This window comes from Rhodococcus sp. HM1, assembly GCF_023218075.1.
Lineage (GTDB): Bacteria > Actinomycetota > Actinomycetes > Mycobacteriales > Mycobacteriaceae > Rhodococcus.
In genome coordinates this window covers 56825-78182 of sequence record NZ_JALPTB010000018.1, presented here as the reverse complement: position 1 = coordinate 78182, position 21358 = coordinate 56825, and the positions used below count along the sequence as shown (strand labels likewise).

Annotated in this window: 16 protein-coding genes; 5 read left to right on the top strand and 11 right to left on the bottom strand. The window is 69.8% G+C overall.

The window, feature by feature from the left end; all coding sequences use genetic code 11:
• Positions 1–83: 83 nt before the first annotated feature.
• Positions 84–1010: a glycine betaine ABC transporter substrate-binding protein gene (locus M1M07_RS12165; protein WP_248674313.1), complete on the top strand. Its 927-nt coding sequence runs from the start codon at positions 84–86 to the stop codon at positions 1008–1010.
• Here M1M07_RS12165 and M1M07_RS12160 read toward each other — a convergent pair.
• From M1M07_RS12160 to M1M07_RS12150, 3 genes are read right to left on the bottom strand one after another with little or no spacing between them, the layout of a single operon-like run.
• Positions 969–1886: an alpha/beta hydrolase fold domain-containing protein gene (locus M1M07_RS12160; protein ID WP_248674312.1), complete on the bottom strand. Its 918-nt coding sequence runs from the start codon at positions 1884–1886 to the stop codon at positions 969–971. The two genes, M1M07_RS12165 and M1M07_RS12160, sit on opposite strands and share 42 nt — an antisense overlap.
• Before the next feature lie 8 nt (positions 1887–1894).
• Entirely contained in the window at positions 1895–2722 is an 828-nt protein-coding gene (locus M1M07_RS12155; protein ID WP_248674311.1) for an SDR family oxidoreductase, read from the bottom strand.
• Positions 2719–4308 carry an NAD(P)/FAD-dependent oxidoreductase gene (locus M1M07_RS12150; protein ID WP_248674310.1) on the bottom strand — a complete coding sequence of 530 codons (1590 nt, stop codon included), beginning with the start codon at positions 4306–4308 and terminating at the stop codon, positions 2719–2721. Before M1M07_RS12150 ends, M1M07_RS12155 begins: the two co-directional genes overlap by 4 nt.
• A gap of 72 nt (positions 4309–4380) precedes the next feature.
• Between M1M07_RS12150 and M1M07_RS12145 the strand changes: the two genes are divergently transcribed.
• Positions 4381–5007: a TetR/AcrR family transcriptional regulator gene (locus M1M07_RS12145; RefSeq protein ID WP_248674309.1), complete on the top strand. Its 627-nt coding sequence runs from the start codon at positions 4381–4383 to the stop codon at positions 5005–5007.
• Between the two features lie 227 nt (positions 5008–5234).
• Here the strand turns inward: M1M07_RS12145 and M1M07_RS12140 are convergent, their stop codons facing one another.
• The 6 genes from M1M07_RS12140 to M1M07_RS12115 all read right to left on the bottom strand — a co-directional run bounded on the left by M1M07_RS12140 (position 5235) and on the right by M1M07_RS12115 (position 16622).
• Positions 5235–8945, bottom strand: coding sequence for a multifunctional oxoglutarate decarboxylase/oxoglutarate dehydrogenase thiamine pyrophosphate-binding subunit/dihydrolipoyllysine-residue succinyltransferase subunit (locus M1M07_RS12140; protein ID WP_197257876.1), 3711 nt, complete (start codon positions 8943–8945; stop codon positions 5235–5237).
• Positions 8946–9053: 108 nt separating this feature from the next.
• The gene (locus M1M07_RS12135; RefSeq protein ID WP_248674308.1) at positions 9054–12911 is read right to left on the bottom strand and encodes an ABC transporter ATP-binding protein; all 3858 of its coding nucleotides are present in this window, start codon (positions 12909–12911) and stop codon (positions 9054–9056) included.
• A 93-nt stretch (positions 12912–13004) separates the two neighbouring features.
• The gene (locus tag M1M07_RS12130) at positions 13005–13796 is read right to left on the bottom strand and encodes an ABC transporter permease (protein ID WP_248674307.1); all 792 of its coding nucleotides are present in this window, start codon (positions 13794–13796) and stop codon (positions 13005–13007) included.
• Positions 13793–14944, bottom strand: coding sequence for an ATP-binding cassette domain-containing protein (locus M1M07_RS12125; RefSeq protein WP_248674326.1), 1152 nt, complete (start codon positions 14942–14944; stop codon positions 13793–13795). The genes M1M07_RS12130 and M1M07_RS12125 overlap by 4 nt, the downstream gene beginning before the upstream one ends.
• A gap of 108 nt (positions 14945–15052) precedes the next feature.
• Positions 15053–15892, bottom strand: a complete 840-nt coding sequence (locus M1M07_RS12120) for an alpha/beta fold hydrolase (RefSeq protein WP_197256035.1) — start codon at positions 15890–15892, stop codon at positions 15053–15055.
• A gap of 1 nt (position 15893) precedes the next feature.
• On the bottom strand, positions 15894–16622 hold the full coding sequence (locus tag M1M07_RS12115; protein ID WP_197256037.1) for a hypothetical protein: 729 nt from the start codon (positions 16620–16622) through the stop codon (positions 15894–15896).
• A 139-nt stretch (positions 16623–16761) separates the two neighbouring features.
• Between M1M07_RS12115 and M1M07_RS12110 the strand changes: the two genes are divergently transcribed.
• Positions 16762–17619 carry a helix-turn-helix domain-containing protein gene (locus tag M1M07_RS12110; protein ID WP_248674306.1) on the top strand — a complete coding sequence of 286 codons (858 nt, stop codon included), beginning with the start codon at positions 16762–16764 and terminating at the stop codon, positions 17617–17619.
• Positions 17620–17645: 26 nt separating this feature from the next.
• Positions 17646–18065 carry a VOC family protein gene (locus M1M07_RS12105; protein ID WP_197256121.1) on the top strand — a complete coding sequence of 140 codons (420 nt, stop codon included), beginning with the start codon at positions 17646–17648 and terminating at the stop codon, positions 18063–18065.
• Here M1M07_RS12105 and M1M07_RS12100 read toward each other — a convergent pair.
• Both M1M07_RS12100 and M1M07_RS12095 read right to left on the bottom strand, forming a co-directional pair.
• Complete coding sequence (locus M1M07_RS12100) at positions 18035–19078, bottom strand: glutathione S-transferase family protein (RefSeq protein WP_197256039.1); 1044 nt, start codon at positions 19076–19078, stop codon at positions 18035–18037. The two genes, M1M07_RS12105 and M1M07_RS12100, sit on opposite strands and share 31 nt — an antisense overlap.
• A 32-nt stretch (positions 19079–19110) precedes the next feature.
• A complete protein-coding gene (locus M1M07_RS12095) occupies positions 19111–19791 on the bottom strand; it encodes a GNAT family N-acetyltransferase (protein ID WP_197256041.1) in 681 nt (226 codons plus the stop codon).
• A gap of 37 nt (positions 19792–19828) precedes the next feature.
• Between M1M07_RS12095 and M1M07_RS12090 the strand changes: the two genes are divergently transcribed.
• The gene (locus M1M07_RS12090) at positions 19829–21304 is read left to right on the top strand and encodes an MFS transporter (protein WP_307846527.1); all 1476 of its coding nucleotides are present in this window, start codon (positions 19829–19831) and stop codon (positions 21302–21304) included.
• The last annotated feature ends 54 nt before the right edge of the window (positions 21305–21358 follow it).

Here is a 21358-nt window from a genome sequence, read left to right as displayed (position 1 = left end):
CACCGCACGCCCCGGACGGAGCCCGCACCAAGGCTTCCGGACCGGGGCGTTCGGCGTTGCGGACGGTGCGCGAGGATGGCACGGTGACCACGAACTCGAAGCGCACGACACGGTCGGGAAGAACCCTGGCCGCAACGGCGGCGATCGCGGCCGCGGCGGTCGCCGGGTGCGCGTCTCCGGTCCTCGACGAGGCCCCCGGACCGTCCGGCGTGGTCGTCGGCACGGGAACCGGGACCGACGGCGAGCTGCTCGCCCAGCTCTATGCGGGAGCGTTGCGTCGCACCGGGATCGACGTGACGGTCCGCGATCCGGGCGACCTCGCCGCGCTGGACGCCGCCGAGGTCACGCTCGTCCCCGGCTACACGGGCCGGCTACTGCGCCACTTCGACCCGTCCGCACCGCAGACGGACGCCGAGGACGTGTTCACCGCGCTCGGCCGGGCACTGCCCACCGACCTGACGGTCGCCGACTACGCGACCGCCCAGGACCGCGCCGTTCTCGTGCTGAGCGACGCGACGGCGGCCGCGCTGGGTGTCACGGGCGTCGACGAGATCACCGGCCGCTGCGCGGAACTCACGGTCGCGGCGACGCCGGGCTTCGCCGCGACCGGGGGCCTCGAGGCGCTCGCCGCCGCGGGCTGCGTGCCCGCCGCCGTCGAGCAGGTCGCCGACGCAGACGCCGTGCGCGCGGCGACCGATCGCGGCGCGCTCGGCGCCCTCACGACGGCCTCACCCGCGCTCGTCGATGCCGGCCTCGTCGCACTGGCCGACGCCCCGGACCGCGCGCCAGGTGAGGACGCGACCGCCGAGGACGCGCAGCCACCGGTGTTCGCGGCCCAGAACGTCGTCCCGTTGTTCCGGCGGGACGTGTTCGGGGAACGTCAGCTCGATGCGCTGAGTGTGATCGCCGGAGAACTCACCACCGCAGACCTCGCCGAGATGCGCGCCCGGGTGGACGACGGCGAGGACTCAGCCGCCGTCGCGGACGCGTGGCTCGGCGAGCATGTGTGAGCGCAGGAACTCACCCAGGTCGACGATCGCGTCGGCGGCCTCGCGGACCAGCGACGCCTGCAGGTGGGCGACGTGCCACAGCCGCGGCTGTTCGGTGACCTGCACGTCGACACCGGCCGCCCGCAACCGCCGCGCGAACTCGGTGACCTGCGGGTAGAAGACCTCGGTCGTGCCGACGTGGATCAGCGTCGGCGGCAGCGGGCGCAGGTCGGCATGCATCGGCGCGTATCCCGGATCGGCCGGGTCGCCGTCGCCGAGATACGCCTCGGCGGACGGGAACAGCCATCCGGTCGAGAGCACGGTGTCACGGTCGAACGGCACCGCGCGCGAGCCCGGATCCACCCACGGCGACAGCAGGCCCAGCGCGGCGGGCGTCACCCCGTGCCGGTCCGCAAGCCGCAGGGCCGCCGCGACCGCCAGACCGCCACCCGCGGAGTCCCCGGCGATCGGTGTGCTCGCGGCGTCCACACCGTGTTCGGTGACGAGCTCGAGATACGCGGCGACCGCGTCGTCGAGCGCCGCCGGATACGGATGCTCCGGGGCGAGACGGTAGTCCAGGACGTACACGGCCGACGCGGTCGCTGCGGCCAGGTGCGCGGCGAGCGACCGGTGCGTGGCCGGGGAGCAGGTCGTGAACGCACCGCCGTGCAGGTACAGCACCGCGGTGCGCCGCTCGGTCGCACCGACCGTGATCCGTTCGGCGGGACGGCCGGCGAGGGTGATCTTCCGGACCACCGTGCCCTTCGGCAACGTCTGGATCGGTGCCGCCAGCCCGAGCAGCCGTCGTTGCATCGGATACGACAGCCGCGGGCTCAGCACGAGCCGGTACATCGGACGCAGGGCCGCGCGCACGAGCGGCAGCGGGAACTGTGGCATGTCGGTATCTACCCCTTCGGCAGCACGCGGCCGGCGATGTTCGCGACCACTCGTTGGTAGGACGGTCCGAGCAGCCGCACCCACGCGTCGAGCAGTTTCGCGTCACCGCCGATGAGCACCCGGGCGCGGTTCTTCCGTACGCCGTCGACGATGGTCTTCGCGGCGTCCTCCGGGGAGGTGCGGGCGAGCTTGCTGTCGAAGAACTGGGCGAAGCTCGCCTGGTCGACACCGTCGGGCACGGTCGCGTTGCGGGCGATCGCGGTCTTGATGCCGCCCGGATGCACGCACGTGACCCGCACCGGGTGGCCGGCGATCAGCATCTCCTGCCGCAGCGACTCGGTGAATCCGCGGACCGCGAATTTCGCTGCGTTGTAAGCGCTTTGGCCGGGGATCGAGAGCAGGCCGAAGAGCGACGAGACGTTGATCAGATGGCCGTCGCCGGACGCGATCAGGTGCGGCAGGAACGCCTTGCTGACGTTGACGACGCCCCAGAAGTCGACGTCCATGATGCGTTCGATGTCCTTGAACTCGGTGCGTTCGAACTCGCCGTGGTATGCGATGCCCGCGTTGTTGTAGACCTGGTTCACCGTGCCGAACCGTTCGAGCACCGCGTCGGCGTACGCGAAGACCGCCTCGCGCTGGGTGACGTCGAGATGGGTGGAGTGGACCTCGGCGCCGAGATTCTCTGCTCGCCGGACGGTTTCGGCCAGGCCCACGGTGTCCACGTCGGACAGGGCGAGCCGCGCGCCCTTCGCGGCGAGCGCCACGGCCAGTGCCCGGCCGATACCCGAGCCGGCGCCGGTGACGACGGCGACCCTGCCTGCGAATTCACTCATCGCACTGCCGCCTTTCCGCTGCTGCGCTCGGTCTGCTCGGTGGTGGTCACCGCGGGGTCGATCGCTGCGGCCGGTGGGACGAGGTCCGCGGCCGCGACGCCACGATACGCGTCGAGATCGAATTTCTTGGTCAGGCGCCGGAATTCGAACGTGAAGCCGGGCCACAGGGTGGTGTTGTTGCCGTGCTTGTCGAGGTACCAGCTCGCGCAACCGCCGTTGTTCCACACGCTGTTCTTCAGCGCGGCCTGCAGCTTGCGGTTGTACTCGTCCTGGGCTTCCTGCCGGACCTCGATCGTCCCGATGCGGTGCCGGTCGAGGGTTTCGACCGCGTCGACGACGTAGTTGAGCTGCGATTCGATCATGTACACCATCGAGGTGTGGCCCAGGCCGGTGTTCGGGCCGACGAGGAAGAACAGGTTGGGGAAGCCCGCGACCGCGCTGCCCTTGTAACCCTGCATGCCGGTCTCGTCGAACACCTCTGCCAGCGAGCGGCCGTCCTTGCCGACGATGCCTGCGAAGGTCGGGGAGTCCGTGACGTGGAAGCCGGTCGCGACGACGATCGCGTCGACCTTCCGGACCGTGCCGTCGCGGGTGACGACGGCGTCGGGACGCACCTCGGCGATGCCGTCGGTGACGAGGTCCACGTTCGGGCGGGTCAGCGCGGGGTAGTAGTTGTTGGAGATCAGCATGCGCTTGCAGCCGATCCGGAAATTCGGAGTGACCTTGCGGCGCAGTTCCGGATCGGGGATCTGCCGGCGCAGGTGCCGGCGGGCCGCGAACTCCAGCGGTTTCATGAAGATCGGGGCCTTGGCCAGGCCCACCACCTGCGTCTCGCGGGTGAGGTACTGCAGGGCGCGCGACAGTCGCTGGGCGCCCGGCACGTACTTGAACGCGAGATGTTCGACGGTCGTGTACTCGCGATCCGCGCGGGGCAGGATCCACGGCGCGGTGCGCTGGTACACGTCCAGGTGTTCGACGCGGCCGGCGATCGCGGGCACGATCTGGATCGCGGAGGCGCCGGTGCCGATCACCGCGACCCGTTTGCCGGTCAGGTCGGCGTCGTGGTTCCAGCGTGCCGAATGGAAGATCTCGCCGTCGAAGCTGTCGATGCCGGGGATGTCCGGCAGCGACGGCTCGCACAGCGCACCCACGGCGGAGACGAGCACCTTCGCGCTGTAGTCACCGGTGGTGGTGTGCACGTCCCAGCGGAAGGTCGCGGGGTTCCAGCGCGCGCCGAGCACGTCGCACCCGAACACCGTGCGGCGCCGCACGTCGTACTTGTCGGCGACCCCGGTGATGTAGCGCTGGATCTCCGACTGCGGCGAGAACGAGCGGGTCCAGTCCGGGTTGAGGGCGAAGGAGTACGAGTAGAGATTCGAGGGCACGTCGCACGCGGCACCCGGATAGGTGTTGTCGCGCCACGTGCCGCCGACCTCGGTGCCGCGTTCGAGGACGAGGAAGTCCTTGCCGGCGCGGGTGAGCCGGATGGCGGCCCCGAGTCCGGCGAACCCGCTGCCGATGATCAAGGTCTCGACCTGCCGTACGGCGGTGCCGGCAGCGGAGATATCTGTAACCGGAAGACTCATGTACCCGAGCGTAGGTCCCTATTGAGGGATGGTCAATAGCATTGTTGACTCTAATTCAACAAAGGTGCTTGCATGGCACTTGTGAAGAACTCCGGCCCCAAACGCACCCGGCTCAGCCCGGACCAGCGCCGTGCGCAGTTGATCGATCTGGGTGTGCAGATGCTGTCGGAGCGGCCGCTCGAACAGATCTCCGTCGACGACATCGCCGATCAGGCCGGGGTGTCCCGGGGCCTGCTGTTCCACTACTTCTCGAGCAAACACGAGTTCCACGTCGAGATCGTCCGGCACATCAGCCGCGACATGCTCGAACGCACCGCCCCGGACGAGAGTCTCGATCCGATCGCGATGCTGCGCGGCACCCTGGTCGCCTACGTCGACTACGTGACCGAACGCCGCGACACCTACGTGTCCATGCTGCGCGGGGCCGCCAGCAGCGACCCCGACATGACCGAGGTCTTCGAACAAACCCGGACCGCGATGGTCGAGCGCACCGCCGCACACCTGCCGATGCTGGGGATCGAGGTGACCCCCGCCGTGCATCTCGCGGTGCGCGGATGGATCGCGTTCGTCGAGGACACCACCATCGAATGGCTGCGCGATCCGCAGATCACCCGCGAGGAGTTCATCGAGCTCGCGGTCGGCGCCCTGCCCGCGGTGGTCATGGTCGCCGGGGCGCCGGCGGGTGCCTCCCCGTCGTAGCCGTCCCACCCCGGGTGTTTCGAGCGAATGTATCCCTCGTCTCCTTGGATCGACCGAACGATACATTCGCTCACCAGGGGGAGGGGGTCGGAGGGGGAGCGCAGGCCGCAGAGGGCAGGCCGCAGAACGGCGCGAACCGGGCCGGCCCGCCCCGAAGGGCAGGCACGACCCGGCTCGCATGAGAACCGTCTTTCGAAGAAAGGCGGGGTGTGCCGAGAAGGTGCGGGCTACCGCGCGAACGCCTTCTCGATGATCTCCTGCTGCTCGACCGCGTGGACCTTGCTCGAGCCCGACGACGGCGCGGACATCGAACGACGCGACACCCGCTTGATGCCGGTGAGCTTCTCCGGCAGCAGTTCCGGCAGCGCCAGGCCCAGGAACGGCCACGCACCCTGGTTCGCCGGCTCTTCCTGCACCCAGAAGAACTCGGTGGCGTTCGGGTACTGGTCGAGGGTCTCGGCGATGCGACGACGCGGCACCGGGTACAGCTGCTCGATGCGGACGATCGCGATGTCCTCGCGGTTCTCCTTCTGCTTCTTCGCGAGCAGCTCCCAGTAGAGCTTGCCGGAGGTCAGCAGGATGCGGGTCGCCTTGGTGCGGTCGGCGGTGCCGTTCTCGTAGGGGACCTCTTCCAGCAGCGAGCGGAACTTGCCCTGGGTGAAGTCCTCGACGTTGCTGACCGCGGCCTTGTTGCGGAGCATCGACTTCGGCGTGAACACCACGAGCGGGCGGCGGATGCCGTCGAGGTGGTGACGACGCAGCAGGTGGAAGTAGCTGGCCGGAGTCGATGGAACCGCCACGGTCATCGAACCCTCGGCGCACAGCTGCAGCCAGCGCTCGATACGGCCGGACGTGTGGTCCGGGCCCTGCCCCTCGTGGCCGTGCGGCAGCAGCATCACGACGTCGGAGAGCTGGCCCCACTTGGCCTCACCGGACGAGATGAACTCGTCGATGATCGACTGCGCACCGTTGACGAAGTCGCCGAACTGCGCCTCCCACAGCACCAGCGCGTCGGGGTTGCCCACCGAGTAGCCGTACTCGAAGCCCAGGCCCGCGAACTCGGTCAGCGCCGAGTCGTACACCATGAAGCGACCACCGTTGCCGGCCTGCGCGGCCAGCGTGGCGAGCGGGTTGTACTCGTCGCCCGTCTTGCGGTCGATGAGCACCGAGTGACGCTGCGTGAACGTGCCGCGGCGCGAGTCCTGACCGGCCAGGCGCACCAGCGCGCCCTGCTCGGCGAGCGAACCGAACGCGAGCAGTTCCGCGAAGGCCCAGTCGATGTTGCCCTCGCGCGCCATCTCGCGGCGCTTCTCGATGACCGGCTTGACGCGCGGGTGCACGTTGAAGCCCTCGGGAACGTTCGCGAACTGGTCACCGATGCGCTCGAGCACCGACTTGTCCACGGCGGTGGTCAGGCGCGGCGCCGGCGTCTGGTCCAGCTCGACCGACTCCGACGGTTCCGGCTTGTACTTCTCGAGCTCGCGGACCTCGTTGAACACGCGTTCCAGCTGGCCCTGGTAGTCCCGCAGGGCGTCTTCCGCTTCCTTGAGCGAGATGTCGCCGCGGCCGATGAGGGCCTCGGTGTAGCTCTTGCGGACGCTGCGCTTGGTGTCGATCACGTCGTACATGGCCGGCTGCGTCATCGACGGGTCGTCGCCCTCGTTGTGGCCGCGGCGGCGGTAGCAGATCATGTCGATCACGACGTCCTTGTGGAACTTCTCGCGGAAGTCCACGGCGAGCTGCGCAACCCAGACGCACGCCTCCGGATCGTCGCCGTTGACGTGGAAGATCGGCGCGCCGATCATCTTCGCGACGTCGGTGCAGTACTCCGACGACCGCGAGTGTTCCGGCGCGGTCGTGAAGCCGACCTGGTTGTTGACGACGATGTGCACGGTGCCGCCGGTGCGGTACCCGCGCAGCAGCGCCAGGTTCAGCGTCTCGGCGACGACACCCTGACCGGCGAACGCGGCGTCGCCGTGCAGCAGCAGCGGCAGGACGGTGAAGCCGTCCTCACCCTTGTCGAGGATGTCCTGCTTGGCGCGGACCAGGCCCTCGAGGACCGGGTTCACGGCTTCGAGGTGCGACGGGTTCGCGGTCAGCGAGACCTTGATGTCGTTCTCGCCGAACATCTGGATGTAGGTGCCCTCGGCGCCGAGGTGGTACTTCACGTCGCCGGAGCCGTGCGCGGCGGCCGGGTTCAGGTTGCCCTCGAACTCGGTGAAGATCTTCGAGTACGGCTTGCCGACGATGTTGGCGAGCACGTTGAGGCGACCGCGGTGCGGCATGGCGATGGCGACCTCGTCGAGCTGGTGCTCGGCGGCCTGGTCGATGATCGAGTCCATCATCGGGATGACCGACTCGGCGCCCTCGAGCGAGAACCGCTTCTGGCCGACGTACTTGGTCTGGAGGAACGTCTCGAACGCCTCGGCGGCGTTGAGGCGGCTCAGGATGTACTTCTGCTGCGCGACCGTCGGCTTGACGTGATGCGCCTCGACCCGCTCCTGCAGCCACTGCTGCTGCTCCGGCTCGAGGATGTGCGTGTACTCGATGCCGACGTGGCGGCAGTACGCGTCACGCAGCACCGACAGCACGTCGCGCAGCTTCATGCGCTGCTGGCCGTGGAAGCCGCCGACGTTGAACTCGCGGTCGAGGTCCCACAGGGTCAGGTCGTGCGTGGTGACGTCGAGGTCCGGGTGCGAGCGGAACTTGTCCTTGACGAACTGCAGCGGGTCGGTGTCGGCCATGAGGTGGCCGCGGCTGCGGTACGCCGCGATCAGCTCGAGCACGCGGGTGCTCTTGTCGACCGCGCCCTCCGGCACGTCCTTGCGCCAGCGGACCGGCTCGTAAGGGATGTGGAGGGTGTGGAAGATCTCGTCGTAGAAATCGTCGGAGATCAGCAGCTCGTGAACGGTCTTGAGGAACTCGCCGGACTCGGCGCCCTGGATGACCCGGTGGTCGTAGGTCGAGGTGAGGGTCAGCAGCTTGCCGACGCCCAGTTCCGCGATGCGCTCGTCGGAAGCACCCTGGAACTCGGCCGGGTACTCCATCGCGCCGGCGCCGATGATGGCGCCCTGACCGGCCATCAGGCGCGGCACCGAGTGCACGGTGCCGATGCCGCCGGGGTTGGTCAGCGAGATCGTCACACCGGAGAAGTCGTCACCGGTGAGCTTGCCGTCGCGGGCGCGGCGGACGATGTCCTCGTACGCCGAGTAGAACTGTGCGAAATTCATGGTTTCGCAGTTCTTGATCGCGGCGACCACGAGCGAACGTTGTCCGTTCTTGCCCGGCAGGTCGATCGCGAGACCGAGGTTGGTGTGCGCCGGCGTCACCAGGTTCGGCTTGCCGTCGATCTCGGCGTAGTGGTTGTTCATGTTCGGGAACGCCTTGACCGCCTGGACCAGGGCGTAACCGAGCAGATGCGTGAACGAGACCTTACCGCCCCGGGTACGGGCGAGGTGGTTGTTGATGACGATCCGGTTGTCGAACATCAGCTTCGCAGGGATGGCGCGAACGCTGGTGGCGGTGGGGATCGAGAGCGAGGCGTTCATGTTCTTCGCGACAGCGGCAGCGGCACCGCGGAGAACCTTCTTCTCCTCGGCGGCGGCCTTGTCGGAAGAGGGTGCAGCCGGCTTCGGGGCAGCAGCTGCGGGCTTCGCCGGCGCGGCGGCCGGAGCCGCGGCCTTCGGAGCGGGTGCTGCCTTCGGTGCGGGAGCCGGTGCGGGCGTCGGGGCGGGAGCCGTCGCAGTGGCGGTCGGAGCGGTAGCGGTGGCGGTCTCGATGCCGTTTGCACCACCTGCGACCGCTGTTTCGGGGGAATAATCTGTCAGGAATTCGTGCCAACTCGCGTCCACGGACGAAGGATCGTCCTGAAAGCGCTGGTACATCTCGTCAACCAACCACTGGTTCTGACCGAACTGTGATGTAGAGCTGCTGCTCACGGCAGTTGTTCGCCTCGTTTCTTTCTTCGGTACCCGATCGGAGCGCCTGTATTCATGAGGCTATCCCGTGCGTGCGGCGATCGTAATTGATCGAACATGCGGCGAGATCTACCTCACAATTTGTGCTTCGACTTCGACGGGGTCTCCATCGATGACGGTTCTCGACGACCGATTATTCCCTGCGCGGGTTTCGGCCGCATCACAGAGGGTCTGGTATACGCCGCCCGCGTAACGCAGCTCCGCGTGCGGCCCGGTTTCGACGATCCGCCCCCCGTCGACCACCACGACGCGGTCGGCGCGGGCCGCGGTTCCCAGCCGATGCGCGACCACCACGGCGGTCCGGGAACGCGCGACCTTCTCGCCGGCCTCGAGAACGGCCCGTTCGGTGCCCGGATCGAGGGTCGCGGTCGCCTCGTCGAGAAGCAGCAGGTCGGGATCGACGAGTTCGGCGCGGGCCAGCGCGACCAGCTGCCGCTGGCCCGCGGACAGACCCTGGCCGCGTTCGCCGACCGGATGGTGCATTCCGCCCGACAGGGTCGCGATCATGCCCAGCGCACCGACCGCGCGGGCCGCGGCCTCGATGTCGGCGCGGTCCGCGTCGGGACGGCCGTACGCGATGTTGCTCGCGACGGTGCCCGTGAACAGGTGGGCCTCCTGTGGCACGACACCGAGCCGGCCGCGGTAGTCGGCGAGCCGATAGTCGCGCAGGTCGACCCCGTCGACGCGCACCGAACCGGAGGTCGGATCGTAGAAGCGGGCGAGGAGCTTGACCACGGTGGACTTGCCGGCGCCGGTGCGGCCGACGAGCGCGACCGTCGTACCCGCCGGGATGTGCAGTTCGACGTCGGTGAGCGCGTCGGTCTCGGCGCCGGCGTACCGGAAGCCGACATCGGCGAGGTGCACGTCGCCGCGCAGGTGCCCGGTCACCGGCACCGAGCCGGGCGGACCGGCCTCCAGCGAACTCTCGGTGCGCAGCAGGTCGCCGATGCGGCGCAGCCCGACGCGGGCCTGCTGATAGCCGTCGAACACCTGCGACAGATGCTGGATCGGGCCGAACAGCAGGCTCAGGTACAGCACGAACGCCACCAGCACGCCCGGCGTCGCCTCACCCGCCGCGACCTCCCGGGCGCCGACGTACACGACCGCAGCCAGCGCCAGGTCCGACAGCATCGTGATGAACGGGAAGTACAGGGAGATCGCCCGCTGCGAGCGCATGCGGCTGCGACGGTAGGCGTCGGCGCGTTCGGCGAACCGCTGCGCGGCGAACGCCTCCCGCCGATAGGCCTGCGCGGCACGCAGACCGGTGACGTTCTCCTGGAAATCCGCGTTGACGATCGAGATGCGCTCGCGCGAGATCGCGTACGCCGACGACGACACCTTCCGGAACCAGAAGGTCGCGATCAGCAGCGGCGGCACCACCGCCAGCGCCACCAGCCCGAGCGAGACGTCGGTGACCAGCAGCGCCACGGAGATGCCGGTGACGGTGAGCACGCTGACCACCGCGGTCGACAGACCGGTCTGGATGAACGACGACAGTGCGTCGACGTCCGTGGTCATCCGGGTCATGATCCGCCCGGACAGTTCCCGCTCGTAGTAGTCGAGTCCGAGCCGCTGCAGATGCGCGTAGCTGCGCACCCGCAACCCGAACAGCACCCGTTCCCCGGCCCGGGCGGTGAGCACCGTCAGCACCGCCACCACCGCCCAGCCGAGCAGCGCGAGCAGCACCCCGGCGCCGACCGCGGCCCACAACCGGGCGGGATCGCCGGGCGTGACGCCCTGGTCGACGGCGTACTGCACGATCGAGGGGAACCCGATCGAGGTGAGGGATTCGACGATCAGGCACAGCACGACCGCGCCGAGCAGCAACCGGACGGGCCGCAGCGTCGTCCACAGCCGGAACCTCGGATCGGGGCGGCGCAGCGCCCGGGACTGCAGGTCGCGATGCCGGCCCGGGGTTTCGGTGGCCGGGGGCAGCGCCGCCACCGCGGCCCGGAGTTCCGGGGTGGGTGCGACGGAACCGAGCGCCCCGCTCATCGGGCCGCCGCCACCGCGTCCGCCACCGCCCGGGCCGCCGCCGCCCGGACCACCGCCGGGACCTGCCAGGGCAGGAGAGGCGGGGGACCTGCCGGCCTCGTCCGGGTCGGCCGTCACCTCCGGCCACAGCTGCTCGGCCGACGGTTCGGGCCCGGAGGCGAGGGGAGCGGTGTCGGGGTCGTCGTCGCCGGTGCCGGTGAGCAGCGCCCGGAACAGCGCATTGCGTTCCTCGAGTTCCTCGACGGTCCCGACGTCGACAATGCGACCCTCGTCGAGGACCGCCACCCGATCCGCGAGCGACAGGGTCGAGCGGCGGTGCGCGAGCACGAGGGTGGTGCGCCCGCGCTGTGCGCGCAGCGCCGCGAAGATCGCGGCCTCGGTTTCGGCGTCGACGGCGGAGGTCGCATCGTCGAGGATCAGCACCCGCGGATCCAGCAGCAGCGCCCGGGCCAGCGCGACCCGCTGCCGCTGCCCGCCGGACAGGGTCAGGCCGCGTTCCCCGACGACGGTGTCGTATCCGTCCGGCAGGTTCTCGACGAATTCGTCCGCGCGGGCCGCGACCGCGGCGGCCCGGATCTCGTCGGGGGTGGCGTCGGGCCGGCCCAGCGCGATGTTCGCGGCGATCGTGTCGGAGAACAGGAACGGTTCGTCGAACACGAGGCCGACGGCTTCACGCAGCTCGTCGCTGCGCAGCGAGCGCACGTCCAGCTCGAAGTCGTCGCCGGTCAGGCTCACCGACCCGGCGTCCGGCGCGTAGAAGCGCGGCAGCAGCAGCGACAGGGCGGTCTTGCCGGACCCGGCCGGGCCGACCACGGCGACGGTTTCGCCGGGAGTCACCTCGAGATCCACGCCGCGCAGCACGTCGCGACCGGGTTCGAATCCGAAGGTGACGTCGCGCAGCGCCAGCCCGAGCGGACCGGCGGGCAGCGGCACCGGGTGCGGCGGGTCCGCGACGTCGGGTTCGGCGTCGATCACTTCGTAGACGCGTTCGACGGCGGCGCGCGAGAGCTGCGCCATGATGATCACCGACGACAGCGTGCGGGTCGTCGCGCTCATCGTCGCCAGGTACGCGGTGAACGCGAGGAACGTGCCGACCGTCACGGTGCCGTGCAGGGCCAGCCACCCGCCGAGCGCGATGGTCGCGACCAGGCCGAGCTGCGGGATCGCGCCCATCGGGGCGGTGAACCGGGCATTGACGCGGGCCGCGCGCATCCGTTCGGCGTACAGCGCCAAGCCGTGCCGTTCGAGCTGGTCGACCGCGCGGTCCTCCTGACCGAAGCCCTTGACGACGCGCACACCGGTGACGGTTTCCTCGACGTGCTGGGCCAGGTCGGCGGCGCGTTGCTGCGCGGACCAGGTCGCGGCGAACAGTTTCGGCCGCACGGTCCGGACGATCAGCGCGATGACCGGCACGGTAACGACGGCGATGAGGGTCAGCAGCGGCGACAGTACCGCCATGATGACCAGCGCCAATACGAACTGCAGCAGGGCGCCCGCCGACATCGGCACCATCGCGAGCAGTCCCTGGACGAGCTGCAGATCGGTGATCGAGCGGGACACGACCTGTCCGGTGCGGATCTGGTCCTGGCCGCGTCCGTCGAGCCGCTGCAGCGACCCGAGCAGCCGCAGCCGCAGGTCGTGCTGGACGTTCAGCGACAGCTGTCCGGCGAGCATCCGGCGCCCGTACTGGCAGCCGAACCGGACCAGTGCACCACCGGCGATTCCCGCGGCGGCGACCCCGATCAGGTGCAGGTCGGCGCCCTGCGGGTGGGTGGCGCTGTCGAGTGCGAGTTTCGTCAGGAGCGGGAAGCCGATGTCGATGAGCGCGGCGACGACCGTCGCCAGCAGTGCGCCGATGGCGACGGCACGATGGCGGAAGGATTCGGTGCTCAGTCGGCGGATCCAGCCGGGGGACTGCGAGTCGTGTTGCATCGCTGCCGACATTAGCGCCAGGCGCCGACGGCGCCCGTGTGCCTTTGTGGCGGTGGGGACCGCCACAAAGGCACACCGGCGCGAAGCGCCCGGTCAGCCCACGTCGCGGCTGCGGACCCGCCACCAGCCGAGCGCGCAGACGAGCAGCGTCCAGCCGATCAGCGCCAGCGGAGCCCCCGGCCAGCGAACGGCCATGTCGCCGGTTTCGGGAATGTCGATGACCCCGACGATCGTGTACCAGGTGAGCTGGACGGGAAGCAGGTCCGCGACCGCGCCCAGCCCGAGGCCGTGCAGGATCAGCGACACGATCAGCTCACCGAACGGCACCCACGCGGAGATCGCGAGCACGCTGCCGACCGTCGAACCGGTGAGCAGACCGAGCCCGGACCCCATGAGGGCCCACAGCGCGGCGCAGAGCATGCCGGTGGTGAGGACTGCCGCGAGCTGGCCGAAATCGGATCCGCTGGACGGGCCGCTGTCGCCGCCGGCGAACATCAGGACGGTCAGAACGGCCGCGATCTCCACGACCACGCAGTACAGCAGCCCGAACGCCGCGGCGGTGACGTACTTGGCGGCGACCACCCCGTCGCGACCGCGGGTGGTCAGGAACGTCGTCGCCATCGTCCGATGCTGGAATTCGGTGCCGCCGTTCACCGCGCCGAACACGGCCGCGAACAGGAACACCAGCGCCAACGCCAGCGCGATGCCGATCGCTGCCGACACGGTCGACGCGAAACCCTCACCGATGATGTCCTCGACCTGACGGGCGAGCGGCAGGGTCAGGGCACCGGTGAACAGCCCCACCACGACCGGCGCGATCCCGAGGATCCACCAGTAGCGCAACCCGAGGACCTTGCGGACCTCGGCGTTCAGAAGCGCGGTCAACGTTGGAATCCTCCCGGTCCGAAGGGCGGTTGGTGAGGTGCGGGCACGCCCGGCGGGTACTGCTGGGCCGGAGGCTGCTGGACGGGGTACGGCTGGGCGGGATACGGCGGGGCCGCCTGGCCGGCCTGCTGGTAGTGCTGCGGAGGGTAGTGCTGCGGTGGGTATCGGTCCTGCGGGTGCTGCTGCGGCGACTGGGGGATCGGCGGCGCATATCCGGGCGGGACATGGCCCGACGCAGGCGGTCCCGGCTGGTGGTAGCCGTGCGTCGCGGCGTAGCGACCGCTGGTCATGGACAGGAACACCTGCTCGAGATCGACGTGTTCGACGTGCGTGCCGAAGATCGTGACCTTCTGCTCGGCCGCGAGCGCCGCGATCCGTTCGGGATCGGCCCCGACGACCGCGAGCCGCCCGTCGCCCTGGATCTGCGCGTCCGTGATGCCGGCGGCCGCCAGGGCCGCCGCGAGACGGGCCGGGTCGGAACAGGCCACCAGGACACGCGAACGGTAGGCGTTGCGCAGATCCGCGGTGCTGCTCTGATGCACGAGCGTGCCGTTGGAGACGATCACCAGGTGGTCGGCCATCTGCTCGACCTCCCGCAGGATGTGGCTCGACACCAGCACCGTGCCGCCGGATCGGGCATACGACTGCAGGAATTCGCGCAGCCAGGCCATGCCCTCCGGATCGAGGCCGTTCGCCGGTTCGTCGAGGACCAGGTAGCGGGGTTGCCCCAGCAGCGCGGTCGCCAGCGCCAGCCGTTGGCGCATCCCGAGGGAGAACTCGCCGGTGCGCCGGGTCGCGACCGAACCCAGGCCGACCAGGTCGAGGGACGCCCGCGCTTGCGAGAGCGGCACCCGCATCGCCGTGCAGTACACCTCGAGATGGGTGAGCGCCGTGTGCTTCGGGTGCGCGCCCTGCGCGTCGAGGACGGCACCGACGACCCGCCCCGGCTGCGGCAACGACGAGTACGGGACGCCGTCGATCAGCGCGATTCCCGCAGTCGGGCGCACCAGGCCCAGCAGCATCCGCAGCGTGGTGGTCTTCCCGGATCCGTTGGGCCCGAGGAAACCGGTGATCGATCCGGGCGGCACCGTGAACGACAGGTTGGAGACGGCCGGAATGTTCCTGTACGTCTTGGTCAGCCCCTGCACGGCGATGCCCGGCGGCGGCCCGGAACCGGGGAACGCATCGGGCGCCTGCGCGAACTGTGCGGTCAAGAACTTCCCCCGTCTCTGCCGGTCCACGTGGTCGTCGCGAGCCTACGTGCCCGCCTCCCCGGCGGCGAGACGCCGGTGCTCGAGGAACGGCAGCACCGCGCCGAGGAACTCGGTGGGTGCCTCGAGCTGGGGGCAATGCCCGGCGTCGGGGATGATCACCACCCGCCGGTCCGGTCCGCCGACGACGCGGCGAGCCGCCCGCGCCGGCGTGAGCCGATCGTGCGCACCCCACAGCAACAGCGTCGGCATCGTCAGCGCGTGCACCATCTCCGGTATCGGGAGTCTCCCGAGTTCACGCACCGCGGTCCGGCCGACCCTCAGCATTGTGTCCATCCGCCGCCGGTCGGCGAAGTTCGCGGTGAACGCGGACAGCGTGGCCGCATCCATCCGTTCCGGCCGGTGCAGCGCCGCCCGCGTGTACAGCTCGCCGATCATCCGCTGCATCACCGGCATCGGAACCGGCCGGGACATCATCCGGGACATCAGGTCCAGGGGAAGCCGCGCGCTCTCCGTCCAGACCCGCGGAATTCCGGCCAGGCCCGGCATGTCCGACAGCACCACCCGGTCGGTTCGTTTCGGATGCACCGACGCGAACGCCAGCGCCGTGACCGCACCGAGCGAGTTGCCGATCAGCGCGACCGGTTCGGTGCGGTCCGCGACGAGATCCGCGACGGTGTCGACGTAGTGGTCGAACACCGGTGCCCGCCACTGCGCGTAGCTGCGACCGAACCCCGGTAGATCCACGGTGAGCACCCGGTACCGCTCGGCGAGTTCCGGTTCCACCTTGCACCATGTGCCGCCGTGATCGGAGTAGCCGTGCAACAGCACGACGGTCCGTGAGCCGGTACCCGACTCGCGGACGTACACCGACGGCGCGGACATGTCAGGGACCGGTCGATGCGGCGCTCGGCAGGGCACCCACCGTGCCGGGTTCGAGCGCGGCGGGGGCATCCGGCCACTGCGCGGGCGGCGGACCGAACGCGGTACGGGCGTTGCTGATGGTGCGCTTGCCGAGCGCGCGGTTACCGGCGCCACCGATGACCGCCCCGATTCCGGCGGGCACCAGCTTGCCGAGGATCAGCGCGCTGCGCTTGGCGAAGTACTTGCGGATGAACTTCTTGACCAGCGAATTGTTGAGCATCCTCAGCTGGGAGCCGGGGATCTTCCCGGTGATCGCCGACGTCCAGTTCTTCATCGTCGTGCCGGTCGCCTTGCTCACCACCTCCATGCCGGTCTCACCGAGGGCCACGGCCAGGACGAGCGCGCGGCGCTGCTCGTGATCCTGCGGGTGGACGCCGTGCACCGACGCGACGGCGAGGGTCAGCAGTGCCGACGCCTCGAGGAAGAACATCGTCTCGGCGCCGACCGCCCCGACCGCGGTGAGGGTTCCGACTCCGGGGAACGCGGCGGTCGCACCGACCGCGGATCCGCTGCCCGTGACCCCGGTCAGGAACATCTTCTCGAGACGTTCGATGATCTGCGCGGGCGACTCGTCGGGATGCGCCCGGCGGACCCGGTCGACGTACTTCGCCACCGCGGGGCCCTGCAGCCTGCTGCCGTTGTCGAGCAGCGTGACGAGGAACTTCTCGATCGGCCCGGATTTTTCGCTCATCGGTTCGCCTTTCGTGTCGCCCCCTGTGTGTCGCCGTCTTCGTGTCGCGGAGGCACATCCGGGGGTGCACGGCCGACTATAGATATTTCCGGCGACGAGCCGGTGGGATTGCGACCGGACCGCGCCTACGCTGGCGATTGTGCCGGGGGTCTCCGACGGAGCGCGACGGCGGCCGGCGCCGCCGTTGCGGCCGTACGTGCGCTGGTACGACGGCTACCGCCTCACCGGTTTCCCCGCAGGCGAGCATCTGGGACTGCCGTCGCAGGACCTGACGGTCGTGCTGACGATCGGCGAACCCCTCGACCTCGCCCGCGCCGCCGCTCCCGGACAGCAGCCGGGCCGGTTCCGGGCACTCGCCGGCGGCCTCACGACGTCACCGGTGACGATCGCGCACGACGGCAACCAGCACGGCATCCAGCTGGCGCTCACCCCGGCCGGTGCCCGCGCCCTGCTCGGCGTCCCGGCCGGGGCACTCGGCGCGTGGGTCGTCGACCTGGAGGACGTGCTCGGCGCCGACGCGCGGGAGTTGCAGGACCGCATCGCCGCGGCCGAGGAATGGCCGGAGCGGTTCGCGGTGCTCGACGACGTGCTCGGCCGCCTCGAACGCCGCGACCGGCGCGCCGGCGGTGTCGAGCCCCGGCTCGCGCGGGCGTGGCAGCAGCTGACCTCCCCTGGAAGCGCCGGGGTGCGGGCGGTCGCCGACGACATCGGCTGGAGCCGCCGCCACCTGACCGGCCGATTCACCGCCGAATACGGGGTCGGGCCCAAGGACGCGGCGCGGCTGGCGCGGTTCGACCGCTCCCGCAGGCTGCTGCGCACCCCCGGCCGGCACCGTCTCGCGGACGTCGCGGTGCGCGCGGGCTTCTACGACCAGGCGCACCTGGCCCGCGACTGGCGCGACCTCGCCGGGGTACCCCCGTCGCAGTGGATGGACGACGAGGTGTTCCCAATCGTCCAAGACGGGGAACCGTCGACGGACGGAGGATCTGTGACATGACTACCGACGACATGACTACCGACGACATGGCCACGACAACCACCACGACAGCAGTGTTTCCCTGCTTCACCTACGACGACGCACGCGGCGCCATCCGCTTCCTCGTCGACGCGTTCGGGTTCGTCGAGACGGCCGTGTACGGCGAGGGCGACCGCGTCGACCACGCGGAACTGACCTGGCCGTACGGCGGCGGCATCATGCTCGGCTCGGCCGGCCGAGACGACAGTGCGATCGACCTGCCCGCCGGCGTCGGCGCGGCTTATCTCGTCGTGCCCGACGACGCGAAGGTCGACGCTCTGTACGACCGGGCCCTCGCGCACGGCGCGACCGTCACGCGCGGCATCCGCGACGAGGACTTCGGATCGCACGGATTCACGTGCCGCGACCCGCAGGGCGTCCACTGGAGTTTCGGCACCTACAGGGGTGAGGCCGCCAGCGGCGAGTGACCGCTCGGGACCTGTTCGGCCGGCTGGGGAGGGAGCGGCGGTGTGCCGTCCCCGAACGGCCGGCCACCGAGCGCTTCGCGCCCGTGCGGGGTGAGCCAGCCGGACAGGTCCGGCCCCTTCGGCACGATCCCGGTGGGGTTGATATCGGTGTGCACGAGGTAGTAGTGCTGCTTGATCTGCACGAAGTCGATCGTGTCGCCGAACCCGGGTGTGGTGAACAGGTCCCGCGCATACGCCCACAGCGCGGGGAACGCGGGGAGCGGGTTGCGGTTGCACTTGAAGTGCCCGTGATAGACCGCGTCGAACCGGGCGAGGGTGGTGAACAGCCGCACGTCCGCCTCGGTGATGGTGTCGCCCACCAGGTACCGGCGCGTGGTGAGCCGGTCCTCGAGCCAGTCGAGCCGCGCGAACAGGGCGTCGAACGCCTCCTCGTAGGCGTGCTGTGATCCGGCGAAACCGCACCGGTAGACCCCGTTGTTCACGTCCCGGTACACCAGTTCGGCGACCTCGTCGATCTCGGCGCGAAGTGCCTCCGGATACAGGTCGGGGGCGCCCGGCCGGTGGAACCGGGTCCACTCGGTGGACAGGTCGAGGGTGATCTGCGCGTAGTCGTTGGTGACGACCTGCCCGGTGCTCACCTCCACGATCGCCGGGACGGTGATGCCGCGCGAATATTCGGGGTCCCGCGCGAAGTACGCCTCCTGGAGTCGCTCGATGCCGAGCACCGGGTCGACCCCTCCGGGATCGAGATCGAACGTCCAGCTGCGCCGGTCGTGCGTCGGACCGCACAGTCCCAGCGACAACGCATCCTCGAGTCCCAGCAGCCGTCGCACGATCAGCGCGCGGTTCGCCCACGGGCAGGCCCGCGCCGCGATCAGCCGATAGCGACCGGCCTCGACCGGATATCCGTCCCGGCCGTCCGCGGTGATCCGCGTCGTCACGTAGCGGGTGTCGCGGTTGAACTCACCGGCTTCGACGTAGCTGCTGCTGCGGGAATCGGAGTGTTCGGTCACGGGATTTCCTTCCCTGCGGAGTTGACTACACGCTAGCGCCGCAGCTGCACCGTCAGGTGGCTTCCGCACTCCTCGTATCCCAGTACCGCCGCCAGACCGCGCCCGGCGAGATTGTCGCGGCGGACCCGGCACTGCGGAATCAGTCCCGCGTCCAGGGCCTCGTGTGTCGCCAGGGTCGCGACGGTCGAGGCCAGACCCAGCCGCCGATGTTCGGGGACGGTCAGCGCCACCACGTCGGCGAGGATCGAGTGGACTTCGCCGTATCCGGCCGCGGACAGCGGCCGGTGGTCGTCGTCGAGAAGGACGAACACGCGGTCGCCGTCGGCGGGGGTGGCATCGATCGTGTCGTCCGGCGGGCAGCGCCGCCGCAGTTCGGCGAGGTCGCGGGCGTCGTGCGAGATCAGCGGATCCCGCACCCGGCTCGCATCGATCCAGTCCGCGCAGTAGTGCAGCACGTGGCTCCGGGCGCCGTGCCCGCCCGTCGCCTCCCGGACCGTCGCCGCGTCGAGCGCTTCGGCGGGAATGCGGTCGACGGCCGCGACCGCGTCACCGGGACCGACGACGGCCGTCGTCTCACCCAGACGCAGAACCTGCAGCCGGTCGGCGGTATCGTCCACGCGCACCACACGCCCACCCGCGGTGAGCGCGTGGTCGTCGAGAGCGAGTTCACGGCACCACGCCAGCTGCACGATGTCCAGGAGATGTCGTTCCACGCGGCTACCGTAGACCCGCGTAGTGGAAGGAGCGTTCGTGAACACCAGATCCGGAGAATGGCCCGCGCTGTGGGCGCTGTGCCTCGGGTTCTTCATGATCATGGTCGACGGCACCATCGTGGCCGTCGCCAACCCCGTGATCATGCGAGAGCTCGACGCGGACATCAACTCCGTGGTGTGGGTGACGAGCGCGTATCTGCTGGCGTACGCGGTGCCGCTGCTCGTCACCGGCCGCCTCGGCGATCGCTTCGGTCCCAAACGCATCTACCTGGCGGGTCTGGTGCTGTTCACCGCCGCGTCGTTGTGGTGCGGTCTGTCCGGCACCATCGCGGTCCTGATCCTGGCGCGGGTCTTCCAGGGACTCGGTGCGGCACTGATGTCGCCGCAGACGATGGCGATCATCACCCGCATCTTCCCGCCGGACCGGCGCGGCGCCGCGATGGGCATGTGGGGTGCCGTGGCCGGTGTCGCGAGCCTCGTCGGGCCGCTCGCCGGCGGTGGTCTGGTCGACGGTCTGGGCTGGGAGTGGATCTTCTTCGTCAACGTCCCCGTCGGCGTCCTCGCGTTCGTGATGGCGGTGCGGCTGGTGCCGAACCTGGAGACGCACTCGCACACCTTCGATCTGCCCGGTGTCGCGCTCAGCGGCGCGGGCATGTTCCTGCTGGTGTTCGGCATCCAGGAGGGCAATTCCTACGACTGGTCCGCGAAGGTGTGGGGCTGCATCGCGGCCGGTGTGGTCCTGCTCGTGGTGTTCGTTCTGTACCAGGGGCGGATGCGCGGTGAGCCGCTCGTGCCCCTCGAGCTGTTCCGCGACCGCAACTTCTCGCTCGCGAACATCGGGATCGTGGCGATCGGTTTCACCGTCACCGCGATGACGCTGCCGCTGATGTTCTACGCACAGGCGGTGCGCGGCCTCAGCCCGACCGGTTCGGCGCTGCTGATGGTGCCGATGGCGGTGTTCACCGGCATCCTCGCACCGTTCGTCGGCCGCCTCGTCGACCGGGTGCATCCGCGCTACATCGCGGGAACCGGGTTCGCGTTGCTGGCGATCTCGCTGGTCTGGCTGTCGGCGGTGATGACACCGGATTCGCCGACGTGGTCGCTGCTGCTGCCGTCGGCGCTGATGGGTGTCGCCATGACCGGGATCTGGTCGCCGCTGTCGGCGACCGCGACGAACCACCTGGCGCCGCAGCAGGCCGGTGCCGGTTCCGGTGTGTACAACACCGACCGGCAGATCGGTGCGGTGCTCGGCAGCGCCGCGATGGGTGCGCTCATGACCTCCCGGCTCGCCGCGGAGGGACTCGGGGGAGGCGGCAGCTCCGAGATGAACACGGGCGTGATGCCCGAGCAGTTGCACGAGCCGTTCTCGACGGCCATGGCCCAGTCGATGTGGCTGCCGGCAGCGGTGCTCCTCGTCGGACTCGTCGCGTCGCTGTTCTTCGCGCGGCCGCACACTCAGGTGAAGCAGCCGGTGGTCCCCGAATCGGACACTGTGGACGCCACACACAGTTGAGGCGACCGAACCCACCCCGAAATGTGATGCACGCCATATAGTGCGAGGCACGCA

Excerpts from the sequence above, each read along its gene's own strand:
- M1M07_RS12160 (WP_248674312.1), bottom strand. The coding sequence starts at position 1,886 with ATGCCACAGTTCCCGCTGCCGCTCGTGCGCGCGGCCCTGCGTCCGATG.
- M1M07_RS12155 (WP_248674311.1), bottom strand. The coding sequence starts at position 2,722 with ATGAGTGAATTCGCAGGCAGGGTCGCCGTCGTCACCGGCGCCGGCTCG.
- M1M07_RS12150 (WP_248674310.1), bottom strand. The coding sequence starts at position 4,308 with ATGAGTCTTCCGGTTACAGATATCTCCGCTGCCGGCACCGCCGTACGG.
- M1M07_RS12145 (WP_248674309.1), top strand. The coding sequence starts at position 4,381 with ATGGCACTTGTGAAGAACTCCGGCCCCAAACGCACCCGGCTCAGCCCG.
- M1M07_RS12135 (WP_248674308.1), bottom strand. The coding sequence starts at position 12,911 with ATGCAACACGACTCGCAGTCCCCCGGCTGGATCCGCCGACTGAGCACC.
- M1M07_RS12120 (WP_197256035.1), bottom strand. The coding sequence starts at position 15,892 with ATGTCCGCGCCGTCGGTGTACGTCCGCGAGTCGGGTACCGGCTCACGG.
- M1M07_RS12115 (WP_197256037.1), bottom strand. The coding sequence starts at position 16,622 with ATGAGCGAAAAATCCGGGCCGATCGAGAAGTTCCTCGTCACGCTGCTC.
- M1M07_RS12105 (WP_197256121.1), top strand. The coding sequence starts at position 17,646 with ATGGCCACGACAACCACCACGACAGCAGTGTTTCCCTGCTTCACCTAC.